Origin of the sequence: Vibrio rarus, from assembly GCF_024347075.1 — a bacterium.
GTDB lineage: Bacteria > Pseudomonadota > Gammaproteobacteria > Enterobacterales > Vibrionaceae > Vibrio > Vibrio rarus.
The window spans coordinates 2,773,060-2,788,458 of sequence record NZ_AP024900.1 but is presented as its reverse complement, the minus strand read 5'-3'; the positions used below and the strand labels follow the sequence as shown (position 1 = coordinate 2,788,458).

Genomic DNA, 15,399 nt, shown 5'->3' with positions numbered 1-15,399 from the left:
GTGTGTAATTTGAGTCCGGCAAAATCGAATGTTATCTCGCTCATAATAAAGAGATAACGCACCTTGGAAACGTCATACTACGCCGTAGCAAGCGTATTGCGATAGCAAGACCCTTTGGGGTTGTATGGTTAAGTGACTAAGCGTACACGGTGGATGCCTTGGCAGTCAGAGGCGATGAAAGACGTAATAACTTGCGATAAGCCCAGATTAGGTAGTAATAACCATTTGAGTCTGGGATTTCTGAATGGGGAAACCCACCTGCATAAGCAGGTATCATTAACTGAATACATAGGTTAATGAGGCAAACCCGGGGAACTGAAACATCTAAGTACCCGGAGGAAGAGAAATCAACCGAGATTCCGAAAGTAGCGGCGAGCGAAATTGGATTAGCCCTTAAGCTTTTAATGATGCAGGTGAAGAGTCTGGAAAGTCTCGCAATAAAGGGTGATAGCCCCGTAGCCGACACATTGTTTTAAGTGAAATCGAGTAAGGCGGGACACGTGATATCCTGTTTGAACATGGGGGGACCATCCTCCAAGGCTAAATACTACTGACTGACCGATAGTGAACCAGTACCGTGAGGGAAAGGCGAAAAGAACCCCTGTGAGGGGAGTGAAATAGAACCTGAAACCGTGTACGTACAAGCAGTAGGAGCGCCTCGAAGCGTGACTGCGTACCTTTTGTATAATGGGTCAGCGACTTAATTTTAGTAGCAAGGTTAACCGAATAGGGGAGCCGTAGGGAAACCGAGTCTTAACTGGGCGTCGAGTTGCTAGGATTAGACCCGAAACCAGGTGATCTAGCCATGGGCAGGTTGAAGGTTGAGTAACATCAACTGGAGGACCGAACCGACTAATGTTGAAAAATTAGCGGATGACTTGTGGCTAGGGGTGAAAGGCCAATCAAACCTGGAGATAGCTGGTTCTCCCCGAAAGCTATTTAGGTAGCGCCTCGGACGAATACCAATGGGGGTAGAGCACTGTTAAGGCTAGGGGGTCATCCCGACTTACCAACCCTTTGCAAACTCCGAATACCATTGAGTACTATCCGGGAGACACACGGCGGGTGCTAACGTCCGTCGTGGAGAGGGAAACAACCCAGACCGCCAGCTAAGGTCCCAAAGTATAGCTAAGTGGGAAACGATGTGGGAAGGCTTAGACAGCCAGGATGTTGGCTTAGAAGCAGCCATCATTTAAAGAAAGCGTAATAGCTCACTGGTCGAGTCGGCCTGCGCGGAAGATGTAACGGGGCTAAGCTATACACCGAAGCTGCGGCTGCATACTTTGTATGCGGGGTAGGGGAGCGTTCTGTAAGCGGTTGAAGGTGGTCTGTAAGGGCTGCTGGACGTATCAGAAGTGCGAATGCTGACATGAGTAACGATAAAGGGAGTGAAAAACTCCCTCGCCGGAAGACCAAGGGTTCCTGTCCAACGTTAATCGGGGCAGGGTAAGTCGACCCCTAAGGCGAGGCCGAAAGGCGTAGTCGATGGGAAACGGGTTAATATTCCCGTACTTCTTATAATTGCGATGGGGGGACGGAGAAGGCTAGGTGGGCCTGGCGATGGTTGTCCAGGTTCAAGTAAGTAGGCGGGTGGTTTAGGTAAATCCGGACCACTGTTAACGCTGAGATACGATGTCGAGTCGCTACGTGCGATGAAGTCATTGATGCCATACTTCCAGGAAAAGCCTCTAAGCTTCAGATTATAAGGAATCGTACTCCAAACCGACACAGGTGGTCGGGTAGAGAATACCAAGGCGCTTGAGAGAACTCGGGTGAAGGAACTAGGCAAAATGGTACCGTAACTTCGGGAGAAGGTACGCTCTTGGCGGTGAAGTCCCTTGCGGATGGAGCTACTAGGAGTCGCAGATACCAGGTGGCTGCAACTGTTTATTAAAAACACAGCACTGTGCAAAATCGTAAGATGACGTATACGGTGTGACGCCTGCCCGGTGCCGGAAGGTTAATTGATGGGGTTAGACTTAGGTCGAAGCTCTTGATCGAAGCCCCGGTAAACGGCGGCCGTAACTATAACGGTCCTAAGGTAGCGAAATTCCTTGTCGGGTAAGTTCCGACCTGCACGAATGGCGTAATGATGGCCACGCTGTCTCCACCCGAGACTCAGTGAAATTGAAATCGCTGTGAAGATGCAGTGTACCCGCGGCTAGACGGAAAGACCCCGTGAACCTTTACTACAGCTTGGCACTGAACATTGACCCTACATGTGTAGGATAGGTGGGAGCCTTTGAAACCTCGTCGCTAGATGGGGTGGAGGCAATCTTGAAATACCACCCTTGTAGTGTTGATGTTCTAACTTAGACCCCTAATCGGGGTTGAGGACAGTGCCTGGTGGGTAGTTTGACTGGGGCGGTCTCCTCCCAAAGAGTAACGGAGGAGCACGAAGGTGGGCTAAACACGGTTGGACATCGTGTGGTTAGTGCAATGGCATAAGCCCGCTTGACTGCGAGAATGACAATTCGAGCAGGTGCGAAAGCAGGTCATAGTGATCCGGTGGTTCTGAATGGAAGGGCCATCGCTCAACGGATAAAAGGTACTCCGGGGATAACAGGCTGATACCGCCCAAGAGTTCATATCGACGGCGGTGTTTGGCACCTCGATGTCGGCTCATCACATCCTGGGGCTGAAGTCGGTCCCAAGGGTATGGCTGTTCGCCATTTAAAGTGGTACGCGAGCTGGGTTTAGAACGTCGTGAGACAGTTCGGTCCCTATCTGCCGTGGGCGTTGGAAGATTGAAGGGGGCTGCTCCTAGTACGAGAGGACCGGAGTGGACGAACCTCTGGTGTTCGGGTTGTCATGCCAATGGCATTGCCCGGTAGCTAAGTTCGGAATCGATAAGCGCTGAAAGCATCTAAGCGCGAAGCGAGCCCTGAGATGAGTCTTCCCTGGCACTTTAAGTGTCCTAAAGGGTTGTTCGAGACTAGAACGTTGATAGGCAGGGTGTGTAAGTGCTGCGAGGCATTGAGCTAACCTGTACTAATTGCCCGTGAGGCTTAACCATACAACACCCAAGGGGTTTTGATGGACTCAAAGAAAGAACAGATTGAATGTGTATACGAACTTTTAAATAACAGTTTTCCGAATTTTAAATATCTGCTTAGCGTAGCGCTAATGCTTAAGTTCAAGGCAGCTTGTGAGGCTTGAGAAGGAATTTACTGATGTAAATGACTGAACAAACGAGCAAGGTAACGCCGAAATTATGCATTAGAGCAAGCGGATATAACAGATTTGCTTGGCGACCATAGCGTTGTGGACCCACCTGATTCCATGCCGAACTCAGAAGTGAAACACAATAGCGCCGATGGTAGTGTGGGGCTTCCCCATGTGAGAGTAGGACATCGCCAGGCTTTAATTAAGTTTTTAGATTTTATATCTAAAGACAAAAACTGGATAAGGCAATCGTAAGACCTTAACTAGTAACAATTTGTGGAGAGATGGCTGAGTGGTCGAAAGCACCGGTCTTGAAAACCGGCAACCGTTAATAGCGGTTCTAGGGTTCAAATCCCTATCTCTCCGCCACATTTAAGCCCCTGATTTATCAGGGGCTTTTTTTGTTTATAAACTAATAAATCACTTCAAATCCAATGAGGTGAGTCAATTGTATCTTTATAAATATCTCAATTCGCTGTTGTACACTTGAATCGGTACCCCAAAATATTTCATTCGCTTAGTTTTTTCTTTAGTTTGCTCACAAAGCGGAGCATAAGAAAAATACACGATAATAAGGCGAATATTTTATTCTACAATCGTGAACTTCAATGCGGCTATCAAGTGTTTTAACAAGCTAGACTGATCAGTGATTTACTCTGCGGTAAAAATGATGGCAACATGTACCAAAGACACGTTTGATAGCGCCTAGAAGATGATCTCAGCGACTTTAAACAAAAAGTCGATATAGCACATATCTCACTACTGCTCCTTGCTATGACGTTGCGCCTGAGTAAGGTAAATACAAACAGTTAAAGAGTCGATGCCTCAATCCTTTTTCGTATCCTAGCTTTAATACCATTCTGCCTAAAAATATGATCTAATTATATCATTCGAATATAGCTCACTTAACCGATATGAATGACTTAAGAAATACTGACTTTAAATCACTTGCCCGTAAACAAAAGTCGAATCAAATGAAGATGCGTTTACTTGCACTTTCTCACATACAAGATGGTCACTCACGAACACAAACTGCCAAGTTTCTTAAAGTGAGCCGAACAAGTGTTAATAAGTGGGTCGCCACTTTTCTTGAGCAAGGATTTGAAGGTCTAAAAGATAAACCTAGAACAGGTCGACGTTCTTATCTTTCATCTGCGCAAAAGCAGCAGTTATCCATATTTATTAATGAAAATTCCGTCAAACCATCAGGTGGTCGCCTGACTGGCATGGATGTCCGTAGTTATATCGAAGATCATTTTGGCAAAACGTATCACCTTGATTCCGTCTATGTACTACTGAAAAAGCTCGGCTTTTCATGGATAACCTCACGCTCAAAGCATCCTAAGCAATCCAAGCAAACCCAAGAAGATTTTAAAAAAATTCCAAATCGAAACGATCTTTAAGATCCCCGGCCATGTTGCTTTGAATACTGTCGATGTTTGGTTTCAAGACGAAGCTCGATTTGGTCAACAGAACACAACGACCAAATTATGGGCGACGAAAGGAACAAGGCCAGAAGCCATCCAGCAAAAACAATTTGAATACAGTTACCTATTTGGTTCCGTATGCCCTAGTCGAGGGATTGGTGAAGCTCTCGTTGTTCCGTGTGCCAATAAAGAAGTCATGCAATTGCATCTAGAGCAAGTCTCGAAAGCAACGTTATCTGGCAGGCACGCGTTAGTGGTTATGGATGGTGCAGGGTGGCACACGGAAGAGTTAGCAGACAATTTAGAGAATGTTTCGATTCTCAAAATTCCACCATATGCACCAGAGTTGAACCCTATAGAGCAAGTGTGGAGTTGGATGAGGCAGCATCACTTGGCGAATAAAACATTTACTGGTTTCAATGACATCGTAGATTGCGTAAGTAAGGCATGGAATGACTTCTTAGCCCTACCAGAACGAGTTACAAACATGTGCACAAGACAGTGGATTAATCTGACCAACTAATTAAGCAGAATGGTATAAATGCGTATTTCGGTGATTGCGATCAGCGGGGAAATGACTGATCGGAATGCTCCGAAATATGCACTTTAAAAAGTGTCTACATCTGTAATTAATCCAGTAAGTGTCGGAATATCCATGATTGCGCTTGGTATGAAATATCAAGCTTAATAGTCTTGCTGTAGGGGGCAAAAGAGGGGCGCACTAGGTTCTTTGATCAATATAGCTTTCAGTTTTAAAGAACAGTGATCACTAGTCAGTGGGTTCCGTTAATATGACGGGCTTTTTGGTAATTCTGATGTGCAGATTCTATCGCTAGTAGGGTAGGCTGTAGTCGAGATTTAGTTACTAAAGTCAGCACTTCAAACCCAATTGTCAACGCCAGTTTTATCGACGTTATCGCCGAAGTAAATCCGCACTCTAGCCAACAAGATGGTTACGCAAATTATCATCCATGCACTATTTTTCTACCTATCCGCAAACTGTTGCTATTTTCTGCAATCTAAACTTTTGCACTATATCGGATGCATATGTTTGCTATGCTATTGATCAACATCACATATAATCACCAATAAGTGACAGGTGTAACTTTTTAAATGTGAACTACTTTCTGAGGAGATAGATAGGAATGGGACAGCTAGCAACGTTGGGTTTTATTGCAATAGGTGGCGCTTTTGGTGCCTGCTCACGTTATTTAATATCAGAGCTTTGCATAATTCTTTTAGGTAGGGGATTTCCATATGGTACTTTAACCGTCAATATTGCTGGTTCATTCATTATGGGAACACTGATCGCTTTGTTTGAAAATGAGGCTATTGCGGTTGACCCATGGCGCCAAATTATTGGCTTAGGTTTTTTAGGTGCCCTAACGACGTTTTCTACCTTCTCTATGGATAATGTTCTGATGTTCCAACAAGGTGATTATTGGAAAGCAGGCTTGAATATTATGCTCAACGTTATTTTCAGTATTTCTGCTGCAATGATAGGTTTTCATTTAGTATTCAAAAATTAAGCTTGTTTACTTTGTTCTTTTTGTAGTTTCTATATAATAGGCCTGCTTGTCGGAGTGCTGAAGTGTTTATCACAAGATGCTGAGACCGTGAATACGGAATCCGTGGAACCTGATACAGGATAATACCTGCGAAGGAAACAAGGTGGTCAATCCTATTTGGTAGTGAATCGTCTTTTTCAGTACCGCTACCATCAATCTATCCGGCAAGCTGTGTTTTTTACAGAAGGATAGGGCGATGGAATCCCCACACAATAGTTTTATTCAATTCCCAACTGCCATTCAAGCTTTTCCATGTGCGATGAAAAGTGTTAGAGAAAAAGCGCAGTTCGCAGGCTTTTCGGGTGTGACTCCTGAGGTTGTCGAAAGTGACAAATTCTCAGTGGCTATGCAGCAACAGCGGTTTTACTTTTCAATAAAGCAAGACGGTCACAGTCATATTCAAATAGATATTAGCAATAACGATAATGCCCTGTTTGCCTCTATAACCCTCTCATCATCACAAGGTAAGGACGTAGTTCAGCTTTCTGATGGCCGCATTTTTGAGTGGCATTACAGGGCTTCTGATTACAATCAGTCGGATGAATCGTATATGGCTTGGCTACTTACATCTATCTCTTTGGGCTTCACTATTGAAGACTCGGCGCTGTTATCCCGAAGTGCTTTACATGTTTCATGTGAAACGTGGCCGAGCCAAATCAATTATTTTCCGCGATTATCCAATAAGCAAGTTCAAGTTATAGAACGAAAACCATCGCAGTGTTTTGGCTTATACCCTGTAGTTGATACGGTTGAGTTGGTTGAAGAGTTGATCACTAGCGGGGTTAAAATTCTGCAATTGAGGGTAAAAGATAAATCTCCTTCTGAAGTGGCAGAGGATGTAAAACGTGCCATAGAGCTTGGTCGTCAATATGCGGTGGATATAGTTATTAATGACTATTGGCAACTGGCTATTGAACATCAAGCATCATGCATTCACCTTGGTCAAGAAGATCTTGCCGCAATTGAAGATAGCAGTTTATTGAGTAGTGATATTGGCTTAGGTATATCAACTCATGGCTATTTCGAGATCATTAATGCTCTGCAATACAAGCCATCTTATTTAGCTCTTGGGCATATATTCCCCACCACTACTAAAGATATGCCGTCTTCTCCTCAGGGTCTTATCAAGCTTAACTTGTATCAAAAGTTAATTGCATCCATAGGCAAGCAGCGAGGGTTTACATTACCTAGCGTGGCCATTGGTGGGATAGATATGTCTCGTGCTCCACAGGTAATAAAAACTGGAGTAACGAGCGTTGCAGTGGTTAGGGCGGTGACGTTAGCCACAAATAAGGCCGAGGTAGTGCAGCAGTTTCAAAACTTGTTCAATGCCGAAAAGCATGAGGCTATTGATGTTAACCGATAAAGAGTTTATTCGTTATCAGCGACAAATAATGCTGCCAGAAATTGCAGAGGTGGGGCAAAAGTCCTTAATAGAATCCAGTGTATTAATCATTGGTTGTGGTGGCCTGGGTTGTGCTGTGGCCATGCAACTTGCCGGTGCTGGGGTGGGCAAACTGGTGCTGTGCGATGATGACGTATTAGAGGAAAGTAACCTACATCGTCAGCTTAGTTATCGAGAGAGCGATCTTGGGCAGCCCAAAAGTGAAGCTCTAGCTAAACACGTTCGCCAGTTAAATTCTATGGTGAGTGTGCGCAGTGTTAATCGCCGAATGAAATTCGATAGCTTAATGCTTGAGGCAAGCATGGCCGACTTAGTGGTTGACTGTACTGATAACTTTGCCACTCGCCAGCAGATCAATAAAGCCTGTCTAGCAAAGAAAACCCCACTAGTGTCTGGAGCAGCAATTGGCTGGGATGGGCAATTGGTGTATTTCGACTACCAAGATAATGGTCCTTGCTACCATTGCTTATACCCTTTTACAGAGGACAGTGAAGGGGGTAAATGCAGTGAATCTGGAGTAATGGGGCCGAATGTCAATATGATCGCTAGCCTCCAATCCATGTATGCCATACAGGCATTGGTGAAACCAGAAATGATTCAAGCGGGTCAATTAATGGTTTTTGATGGGCGCACATTAACACAACATAAGTTTGATATTGCCAAAGATGATGCGTGCAATATTTGCAAAAAGGGAAGTAAATCATGACGGATATATCAGTAATCATTAACGACAAACAGGCCATGGTGAAAGCCAGTAGCTCCATAGTCGATGTATTAGAAAGTCAGGGTTTACCCTCACAGGGATGTGCCATTGCACTAAATAATAAAGTGATTGCAAAATCAAAGTGGAACACTATTCAAATGCAAAAAGGTGACACCCTTTCTGTATTTCGCGCTATAGCAGGAGGCTAATTATGTTGAAAATTGCAGATAAAACATTTAATTCAAGATTGTTCACGGGGACGGGTAAGTATGCCAATAACCAACTGATGGCCTCGTCGATTGCAGCGTCAGAGTCTGAATTGGTGACTATGGCGCTTAAGCGCGTGGATGTATTTGATAAGCAAGACGATATCTTAAGCTCTTTAAATGAGTTAGGTGTAAATTTGTTACCTAATACTTCGGGAGCTAAAACAGCGCAAGATGCAATTTTTGCCGCTCATTTAGCAAGGGAGGCCTTGAATACAAATTGGCTGAAACTTGAGATACACCCGGATCCGAAATATTTAATGCCCGATCCTATCGAGACGTTAAAGGCCGCCGAACAACTGGTGAAAGATGGATTTATTGTGCTTCCATATTGTCATGCCGATCCCGTTTTGTGTAAGCGTTTAGAGGAAGTAGGTTGTGCTGCCGTCATGCCGTTAGGTGCTCCTATTGGTACTAATAAAGGTTTAGTGTCGTTAGATTTTTTGCAGATTATTATTGAGCAAGCAAATGTACCTGTCATTGTGGATGCGGGTATTGGGGCGCCTTCCCATGCGGCTTTAGCTATGGAAATGGGTGCTGATGCTGTATTGGTCAATACCGCTATGGCCACAGCAGGGGATCCTATTGCAGTTGGTCGTGCGTTTAAATTGGCGGTAGAGGCGGGCAGAATGGCTTACAAATCTGGCCTAGGTGCACAGCAAACTAAGGCGATAGCTTCTAGCCCAATGACCGCATTTTTAGACTCAAACTATGAGGCTAAGTTATGAGTTTTGTCGATGTATTCAAATCTACTGATTGGAGTGATAGTTACTTATCTATTATGTCTAAGACGGCCATGGACGTAGAGCGAGCATTAGGTAAAACCCATTTAGATCTTGAAGACTTTAAAGCTTTAATTTCTCCGGCCGCTGAAGCCTATTTAGAAACGATGGCGCAACTGTCTTATCAGAAAACTAGACAACGATTTGGTGCCACTGTTGGATTATATGTACCTTTGTATCTCTCTAACCTGTGTGCTAATGACTGCACTTATTGTGGTTTTTCCATGAACAATCGTATTAAGCGCAAGATATTAAATGCTGATGAAATTGATTTAGAGATTAATGCACTCAAAGCCATGAAGTTTGATAGCGTACTGCTGGTAACGGGGGAGCATCAAAGAAAAGTGGGTATGGACTATTTTCGACAAGTTCTGCCACAAATTAAGAAGCAGTTTAATTATTTAGCGATGGAAGTTCAGCCTTTAGAAGAGCAGCAATACGTGGAACTGAAAACCTTAGGCATGGATGCGGTCATGGTTTATCAAGAGACTTATAACCCATCCACATACGCTGAGCATCATTTAAAAGGATCGAAAAAAGACTTCTATTATCGCCTTGATACCCCCGATCGTTTAGCGAGAGCTGGGGTAGATAAGATTGGCATTGGCGCGCTTATTGGTTTGGATAATTGGCGTGTGGATAGCTTCTTTGTGGCGACCCATTTGGATTACTTAGAGAGAACGTATTGGAAGTCTCGCTATAGTATTTCTTTACCAAGGCTTAGACCTTGTGAGGGTGGGGTTCAGCCTAAGTCAGTGCTTAATGATAAACAAATGGTGCAATTAATTTGCGCGTATCGCTTATTCAATCAACATGTGGATATTTCATTATCCACTAGAGAATCAGCCTCATTCCGAGATAACATTTTACCTTTGGGGATCACTACCGTATCCGCTGCCTCTAAGACCCAACCAGGTGGTTACGCAAATGAAGTAGAAGAACTTGAACAGTTTGAAATCTCCGATGAGCGTTCCGCTTTAGAGGTAGAAGCGGCAATTCGTCAGCGTGGGTTAGAACCGGTATGGCGCGATTGGACTTCCATATACTCAGGTTAGTGTTTCACGTGAAACGTAAAAGGCCCTCAACAAATGTTGAGGGCCTTTTTACTAGATGGGTACACAGTTATAGTTTAAATTGCGCTTGTGGCTTGTTGTAACCATTGCTTAGTTTCGCCATCCACCAATGGGGCAAGATCGTCCCATACTTTTTGATGATAGGTATTAAGCCATTCAATTTCTTGATTAGATAATAGCGATAATTCAATATTACGCTTATCAATTGGACAACGAGTTAGAGACTCAAATCCAAGAACCGAAAAATCACCTTCAGTTTCAATTTCCACCACAATCTCTAGGTTTTCGATGCGAATACCAAACTCGTCGGTTCGGTAGTAACCCGGCTCGTTTGAGATAACCATGCCCGCTTCTAATGCTGTGCTGCAATAAGACTTGGCAATGTATTGAGGTCCTTCATGGACACTTAAAAAATGGCCTACGCCATGACCTGTGCCATGATCGTAATCGAAACCATTACTCCATAAATGCTGACGGGCAAGAATATCAAGCTGATTACCACAGGTACCTTTAGGGAAGCGAGCTTGAGCTAGGCCGATGTGTCCTTTTAGCACAAGAGTAAATTGCTTTTTCATTTCCTCAGTGGGGTGACCAATGGCGATAGTACGAGTGATGTCCGTTGTGCCATCTGGATATTGGCCGCCGGAATCGACTAAGTACATAGAGTTGATAGAAACGGTACCCGGTGTAGGTTCGTTGTTGTGATTGTAATGACACATAGCCGCATTATGCGCAGCGGCAGAGATAGTATCGAAGCTGAGATCCGCAAGGGAGGTATCTTCACGTCGGAAACTTTCTAACTTATCGGAGAGTTGAGCTTCATTTAAAAACTGGCCTTGTGAATTTTGCTCATCAAACCAAGATAAGAATTTCACCATAGCGACGCCATCACGAATATGGCAGTTCTTCATGCCTAAAGCTTCAACATCATTTTTAACCGCTTTAGGTAGTAGACAAGGATCGGCGATAGGCAAAACTTCTGCGCCTACTTGGTTTAGGGTTAAGCCAAACCATGCATTGCTAGTGGCTGGATCCAAAATGACTTTTTTGTTAGTCAGTTTGCTTAAGCGATCTTTGAGTTGCTCTGGAGAGTAAACGGTAACACCAGAACCTACATGCTCGTTGAAAGCAGCAGGAACACGGTCTGCATCAATAAAGAACTCAACATCACTATTGTCGTGAATAATGGCATGAGAGAGGGCGACGGGTAGTCGAGAAATGTCGCTACCACGGACATTTAACAGCCAGCAAATGGAGTCTAGGGCAGTCAGTACTGCGCTACTGGCTTTTTGTTGTTTAAGTAGTGATGCGATTTGTGTACGTTTTTGTTGGCTTGCAACGCCTACCCATTGCTTGTCCATTAGGCGCAGGCTTGATAACGCAACAGCAGGTCGACCAGTCCAAAGCTCGTCTACAGGATTATTGTCCACATAAACTAGCTCATAATCGTCAGCTAATTTTTCCTTCGCCGCATTTAACCAACGTCCAGAGTGCATTTTTGGGTCGATACCCACTTTGCTGCCTTTGGCCAAATTATCTTGAATCCATGAGATAGGTGGATTTTGGATGAGATGTTGGTAAGAGTAAATTTCTGATGGTGTTTGTTTGGTAACTTGCACAGTATAACGGCCATCAATAAAAATAGCGGCGTCTTTTGTTGAAATTACCGCTGCGCCAGCCGAGCCAGTAAAAGCGGTAAGCCAGCACAGGCGTTCGTTATGTTCGGGGATATACTCGCCAAGGAATTCATCTTCGTGAGGTACAATAAAGGCGTCTAGTTGTTTTGCTTCTAGCCAGTTACGAAAGTCGGTAACTCGCTTATTAATCTGAGAGGGCATAATATCTCCTTATTTTATTATTTGTATTATGCTGATGGCGATTAAGCTACCCTTTTTACGGATGGTGTGCAATTTTATCGTTCTGAAATGTATATAAGATAAGCAATTGAAAATAGTTCTAGTTTAGGTAAAAAGAGTATATTCTATGGACTGGCAATATTTAGTCCTACCGTGAATTTTGGTTTCTCCAAAATGTGATAAATTCTTATATTTAAGTGAAATAATAATGGCATTAACGACTTACGAATTGGCTCGACGATTAGAACAACTTGAAGAGTCTCCAGAAAAAGTAATGTACGGTAAATTACTTGTTGAACTTGGCAACCAAAGTGAAGAAAGAATTCAAAGTGCAGCAAAACAGTTACCACTGCACACTCTTAAAGATATCGTGTACCAGTTTCAAAGAGTGATCGAATCAAGAAAAGGTGAGCAGGTTGATTTGCTGGCAAAAGAGTTAATTGAAGAGGGTATCTCTGTAGAAGAGCTAAAAGCGTTTCTAAATAAGTAAGCTCCATTATAGGAGCTTACTATAGTGTCGCTATATAAGCTTTTTATGCATGATGTAATCCACTGAGATCAATCCTGCTCCCCAAATTAGATTGATGAGAATCATTAGCCCCCACAGCTGATGATCATAAAACCCACCATCCCAAAGAGCAGGATAAGAGATTACCGCCATCATATTGAATAGGAATAGAATGGCTGCAAATGGCCTAGTTAATAGTCCTAAAGCAATAAACACTGGCACGATAAGTTCTGTTGCAGTACCTACATAGGCTGCGACTTGCCAAGGCAATAAAGGGACTTGGTATTCGTATTCGAAAAGAAACAAAGTGCTGTCCCAAGTTCCTATTTTAAGTAAGCCAGAATTAAAAAATACCCAAGCAACCCAGAGGCGGCAAAGAAGCAAAAGTGCGGGAATGATGACTTGCTGTAATTGCGAAACTCGATCGACATATCCTTGATACTGAGACTGTATAACCTTATTCATATCCACTCCTTAAGATATTGCTAGATGAATGGTGACTTATTGGGTAGTAAAGCCAGCAATAAGTGCGCGTTCTACGAGTATGGGAATATTGGGTAGTAAATGCTGTGCAATTTTCGAAAGAGGACACTGAGCCTCAATCGCTGTTAAAAGTTGAAAGCTAGCGTTATCTAATGTGTGGTAGTGAGTGTGCTGATCTTCGGTGACATTGATATAACCCTGCTGAGCCTGATGAATGTGTAACTCGTCAAATGACCGCTGTGCGATTGCACTAATGAGGTCAAAAATCGCGAACTGAGATGCAAAGCTATGTGCGCCTATTTGAGTTACCAAGCGTATGTTTTGTTGCTGAACTTCTGTTAGCGTGTTGAGTTCAGAGAGCGGTTGATAGTGCAGGTTAATTAGGTTGTGAACGTTATTTTGTAAGTGGTCACACATAGCTTCATATTTTGCTACTTCAGGAAGGTAAGGTGCCGTTGCCATCACTTTTGGAAACAAGCGAATAGTGCGGTCAAAACCTTGTCCATAAACAGATACGTTGCCATTGGTAGAGGGTGAAGTTAGAACATGCTGACGCGCCATTTGCGTAAAGCACTCATCGCCTACTAACTGTCGTGTATTGGGGTACATCGCTTGCAGTACATCGGTAAAGCTATGGATGACATTGTTTCTATATATCTGCATTCGTTGTTGATCGCTAAAATGGTCGCTGTGAATATGACACAAGCGGACATCTCCCTGATAGGTAAGAGCTCGAGCAAAGTTGTGTTGTAGATCTGCCAGTGAAATCATTACGCAACCTTTATTGTGTTAGCTGTAGATGATGCAATGACGGAGGCTTTTTCTGCCTCATGCAGTAAAGTTTCAGGCTCAGGGATCGCCATGTCCCACTCGATGAGAGTAGCGGTATTGGGATTGTGTAAACACCAAGTTCGATATAACTCCCAAACCTCATCACACACCGCCGTACTGTGTGTATCAATCCAGATTTTTGCCTTATCAATTTCCTTAACACTAAACCCAGCTAAATGAATTTCTTTCACGGCTTGCTGATTAATCGCATTGATATAATCAAGGGCATCAAAACCATGATTAAGCGAAGAGACGTAAATATTATTTAGGTCGAGTAAAAGTTGACACTCGGTACGGCGCTGAACCTCGTTTAAGAACTCCCATTCGCTAATAGTTGAGTGGTTAAAGCGCAGGTAGCTACTTGGATTTTCGATTAATAAAGGGCGCTTCAGGGCATCTTGCACTTGCTGTACATTGCCAACAAACACATCTAACGCTTCCTCGGTATATGGCAGAGGCAGTAAATCATTAAAATGAATCCCGCCGTTTTCACTCCAACTTAAATGATCGGAAACTAAGCTAGGCTCTATTTCCTGCACTAAGTTAACCAAAGCAGTCAGGTGTTGCGGGTTAATTTTATTCACCGAACCCAGAGAAAGTCCAACGCCATGACAGGAAACCGTATGTTGTTGCCTTATGACTCTCAGCTGCTGGCGTGCGGGAGAGTTAGGTGCAAAATAATTTTCACTGTGCACCTCTAACCAACAAATACGTCCAGGGTTTTGCGCAAAAAAATCTAAGTGAGGGTGTCGTAAACCCACACCAATACTGCTATGGATGCGTTTATTGTGCATGAGCATTAACCTTAGAGCGATGTGAGGGAAAAGGGTGGAGGGCGTGGCTCCCTCCACGATGACGTAATCGGTACTAGCTTATGAAGAAGAGGTGCTACCACCGGCTAATTTGTCACAAAGACCTTTAGGGACCACAACAAAGGCATCCTTTTGATGATCTTCTTTAGAAGTGCCGGCACAAGAACTGGTTTTAGTTGCGCAGTCATTTTTACCCGCTTTGGCGACGCCATAGCATTTCTCTTTATCTGCCGCCACTGCATGAGTTGCTGTAAGCATAGTGCCACCCAGAGCCAATAAACCAGTAACTGCCGCTGTAACTGCAAGATTAGACTTTTTCATAATTTCATCCTCGATATGATCCTAAGTTGTGTGGGCAAGCGGGGTAAATGTTAATTAATTGTTGCGCTTGCTTGATAAATAAGAGGCGATGACCTGCTAAAATCTTTCAATAAAATTCCAGAAAAAGCGCATATTAATTCTATGGCATTGAAAAATAAGCGTTAATAATTTGAATATTGAACAATAAAATTGCTTGTGA

Annotated in this window: 13 protein-coding genes, 1 tRNA gene, 2 rRNA genes and 1 riboswitch; of the genes, 11 read left to right on the top strand and 5 right to left on the bottom strand. The window is 43.5% G+C overall.

All coding sequences use genetic code 11. The features are described 5' to 3' along the window. Nucleotides 1–126: 126 nt before the first annotated feature. The 10 genes from OCU56_RS12735 (at nt 127) to thiH (ending at nt 10,371) form a co-directional block, all read left to right on the top strand. Nucleotides 127–3,016, top strand: a 23S ribosomal RNA gene (locus tag OCU56_RS12735). 230 nt (nt 3,017–3,246) lie between these two features. Then, nucleotides 3,247–3,362, top strand: a 5S ribosomal RNA gene (gene rrf / locus OCU56_RS12730). Between the two features lie 81 nt (nt 3,363–3,443). Continuing rightward, a tRNA-Ser gene (locus OCU56_RS12725) sits at nt 3,444–3,534 on the top strand. Between the two features lie 545 nt (nt 3,535–4,079). Continuing rightward, nucleotides 4,080–5,115, top strand: a protein-coding gene (locus OCU56_RS12720; protein WP_261873529.1) for an IS630 family transposase whose coding sequence is annotated in 2 segments (ribosomal slippage) — nt 4,080–4,538 and nt 4,540–5,115 — 1,035 coding nt in all. Because the reading frame shifts where the segments join, the coding sequence is not laid out codon by codon here. A gap of 622 nt (nt 5,116–5,737) precedes the next feature. After that, a complete protein-coding gene (gene crcB, locus OCU56_RS12715; protein WP_261873528.1) occupies nt 5,738–6,121 on the top strand; it encodes a fluoride efflux transporter CrcB in 384 nt (127 codons plus the stop codon). 40 nt (nt 6,122–6,161) lie between these two features. Continuing rightward, a riboswitch (TPP riboswitch) is annotated at nt 6,162–6,275 on the top strand. 81 nt (nt 6,276–6,356) lie between these two features. Beyond that, complete coding sequence (gene thiE, locus OCU56_RS12710) at nt 6,357–7,526, top strand: thiamine phosphate synthase (RefSeq protein WP_261873527.1); 1,170 nt, start codon at nt 6,357–6,359, stop codon at nt 7,524–7,526. After that, complete coding sequence (locus OCU56_RS12705) at nt 7,513–8,271, top strand: HesA/MoeB/ThiF family protein (RefSeq protein ID WP_261873526.1); 759 nt, start codon at nt 7,513–7,515, stop codon at nt 8,269–8,271. Before thiE ends, OCU56_RS12705 begins: the two co-directional genes overlap by 14 nt. Next, nucleotides 8,268–8,477, top strand: coding sequence for a sulfur carrier protein ThiS (gene thiS / locus OCU56_RS12700; protein WP_261873525.1), 210 nt, complete (start codon nt 8,268–8,270; stop codon nt 8,475–8,477). The genes OCU56_RS12705 and thiS overlap by 4 nt, the downstream gene beginning before the upstream one ends. Nucleotides 8,478–8,479: 2 nt before the next feature. After that, nucleotides 8,480–9,262, top strand: a complete 783-nt coding sequence (locus OCU56_RS12695) for a thiazole synthase (RefSeq protein WP_261873524.1) — start codon at nt 8,480–8,482, stop codon at nt 9,260–9,262. Further along, nucleotides 9,259–10,371, top strand: coding sequence for a 2-iminoacetate synthase ThiH (gene thiH / locus OCU56_RS12690; RefSeq protein ID WP_261873523.1), 1,113 nt, complete (start codon nt 9,259–9,261; stop codon nt 10,369–10,371). The genes OCU56_RS12695 and thiH overlap by 4 nt, the downstream gene beginning before the upstream one ends. 74 nt (nt 10,372–10,445) lie before the next feature. Here thiH and OCU56_RS12685 read toward each other — a convergent pair whose 3' ends face one another. Beyond that, on the bottom strand, nt 10,446–12,227 hold the full coding sequence (locus tag OCU56_RS12685) for an aminopeptidase P family protein (RefSeq protein ID WP_261873522.1): 1,782 nt from the start codon (nt 12,225–12,227) through the stop codon (nt 10,446–10,448). A gap of 226 nt (nt 12,228–12,453) precedes the next feature. Here OCU56_RS12685 and tsrA point away from each other — a divergent pair, with 226 nt between their 5' ends. Next, complete coding sequence (tsrA, locus tag OCU56_RS12680; RefSeq protein WP_261873521.1) at nt 12,454–12,735, top strand: H-NS-like global regulator TsrA; 282 nt, start codon at nt 12,454–12,456, stop codon at nt 12,733–12,735. A 30-nt stretch (nt 12,736–12,765) separates the two neighbouring features. Here the strand turns inward: tsrA and OCU56_RS12675 are convergent, their stop codons facing one another. The 4 genes from OCU56_RS12675 to OCU56_RS12660 all read right to left on the bottom strand — a co-directional run bounded on the left by OCU56_RS12675 (nt 12,766) and on the right by OCU56_RS12660 (nt 15,200). Then, nucleotides 12,766–13,218 carry a DoxX family protein gene (locus tag OCU56_RS12675; RefSeq protein WP_261873520.1) on the bottom strand — a complete coding sequence of 151 codons (453 nt, stop codon included), beginning with the start codon at nt 13,216–13,218 and terminating at the stop codon, nt 12,766–12,768. 36 nt (nt 13,219–13,254) lie between these two features. After that, nucleotides 13,255–14,007 carry an HvfC/BufC N-terminal domain-containing protein gene (locus tag OCU56_RS12670; protein ID WP_261873519.1) on the bottom strand — a complete coding sequence of 251 codons (753 nt, stop codon included), beginning with the start codon at nt 14,005–14,007 and terminating at the stop codon, nt 13,255–13,257. Further along, entirely contained in the window at nt 14,007–14,861 is an 855-nt protein-coding gene (bufB, locus tag OCU56_RS12665; protein WP_261873518.1) for an MNIO family bufferin maturase, read from the bottom strand. Before bufB ends, OCU56_RS12670 begins: the two co-directional genes overlap by 1 nt. A 78-nt stretch (nt 14,862–14,939) precedes the next feature. Next, nucleotides 14,940–15,200 carry a BufA1 family periplasmic bufferin-type metallophore gene (locus tag OCU56_RS12660; protein WP_261873517.1) on the bottom strand — a complete coding sequence of 87 codons (261 nt, stop codon included), beginning with the start codon at nt 15,198–15,200 and terminating at the stop codon, nt 14,940–14,942. Between the last annotated feature and the right edge of the window lie 199 nt (nt 15,201–15,399).

What these genes read in the sequence shown, in the direction of transcription:
- thiS (WP_261873525.1), top strand. Translation starts at nt 8,268, where the DNA reads ATGACGGATATATCAGTAATCATTAACGACAAACAGGCCATGGTGAAA.
- OCU56_RS12660 (WP_261873517.1), bottom strand. Translation starts at nt 15,200, where the DNA reads ATGAAAAAGTCTAATCTTGCAGTTACAGCGGCAGTTACTGGTTTATTG.
- OCU56_RS12675 (WP_261873520.1), bottom strand. Translation starts at nt 13,218, where the DNA reads ATGAATAAGGTTATACAGTCTCAGTATCAAGGATATGTCGATCGAGTT.
- OCU56_RS12695 (WP_261873524.1), top strand. Translation starts at nt 8,480, where the DNA reads ATGTTGAAAATTGCAGATAAAACATTTAATTCAAGATTGTTCACGGGG.
- bufB (WP_261873518.1), bottom strand. Translation starts at nt 14,861, where the DNA reads ATGCACAATAAACGCATCCATAGCAGTATTGGTGTGGGTTTACGACAC.
- OCU56_RS12705 (WP_261873526.1), top strand. Translation starts at nt 7,513, where the DNA reads ATGTTAACCGATAAAGAGTTTATTCGTTATCAGCGACAAATAATGCTG.
- OCU56_RS12685 (WP_261873522.1), bottom strand. Translation starts at nt 12,227, where the DNA reads ATGCCCTCTCAGATTAATAAGCGAGTTACCGACTTTCGTAACTGGCTA.
- tsrA (WP_261873521.1), top strand. Translation starts at nt 12,454, where the DNA reads ATGGCATTAACGACTTACGAATTGGCTCGACGATTAGAACAACTTGAA.
- OCU56_RS12670 (WP_261873519.1), bottom strand. Translation starts at nt 14,007, where the DNA reads ATGATTTCACTGGCAGATCTACAACACAACTTTGCTCGAGCTCTTACC.
- crcB (WP_261873528.1), top strand. Translation starts at nt 5,738, where the DNA reads ATGGGACAGCTAGCAACGTTGGGTTTTATTGCAATAGGTGGCGCTTTT.
- thiH (WP_261873523.1), top strand. Translation starts at nt 9,259, where the DNA reads ATGAGTTTTGTCGATGTATTCAAATCTACTGATTGGAGTGATAGTTAC.
- thiE (WP_261873527.1), top strand. Translation starts at nt 6,357, where the DNA reads ATGGAATCCCCACACAATAGTTTTATTCAATTCCCAACTGCCATTCAA.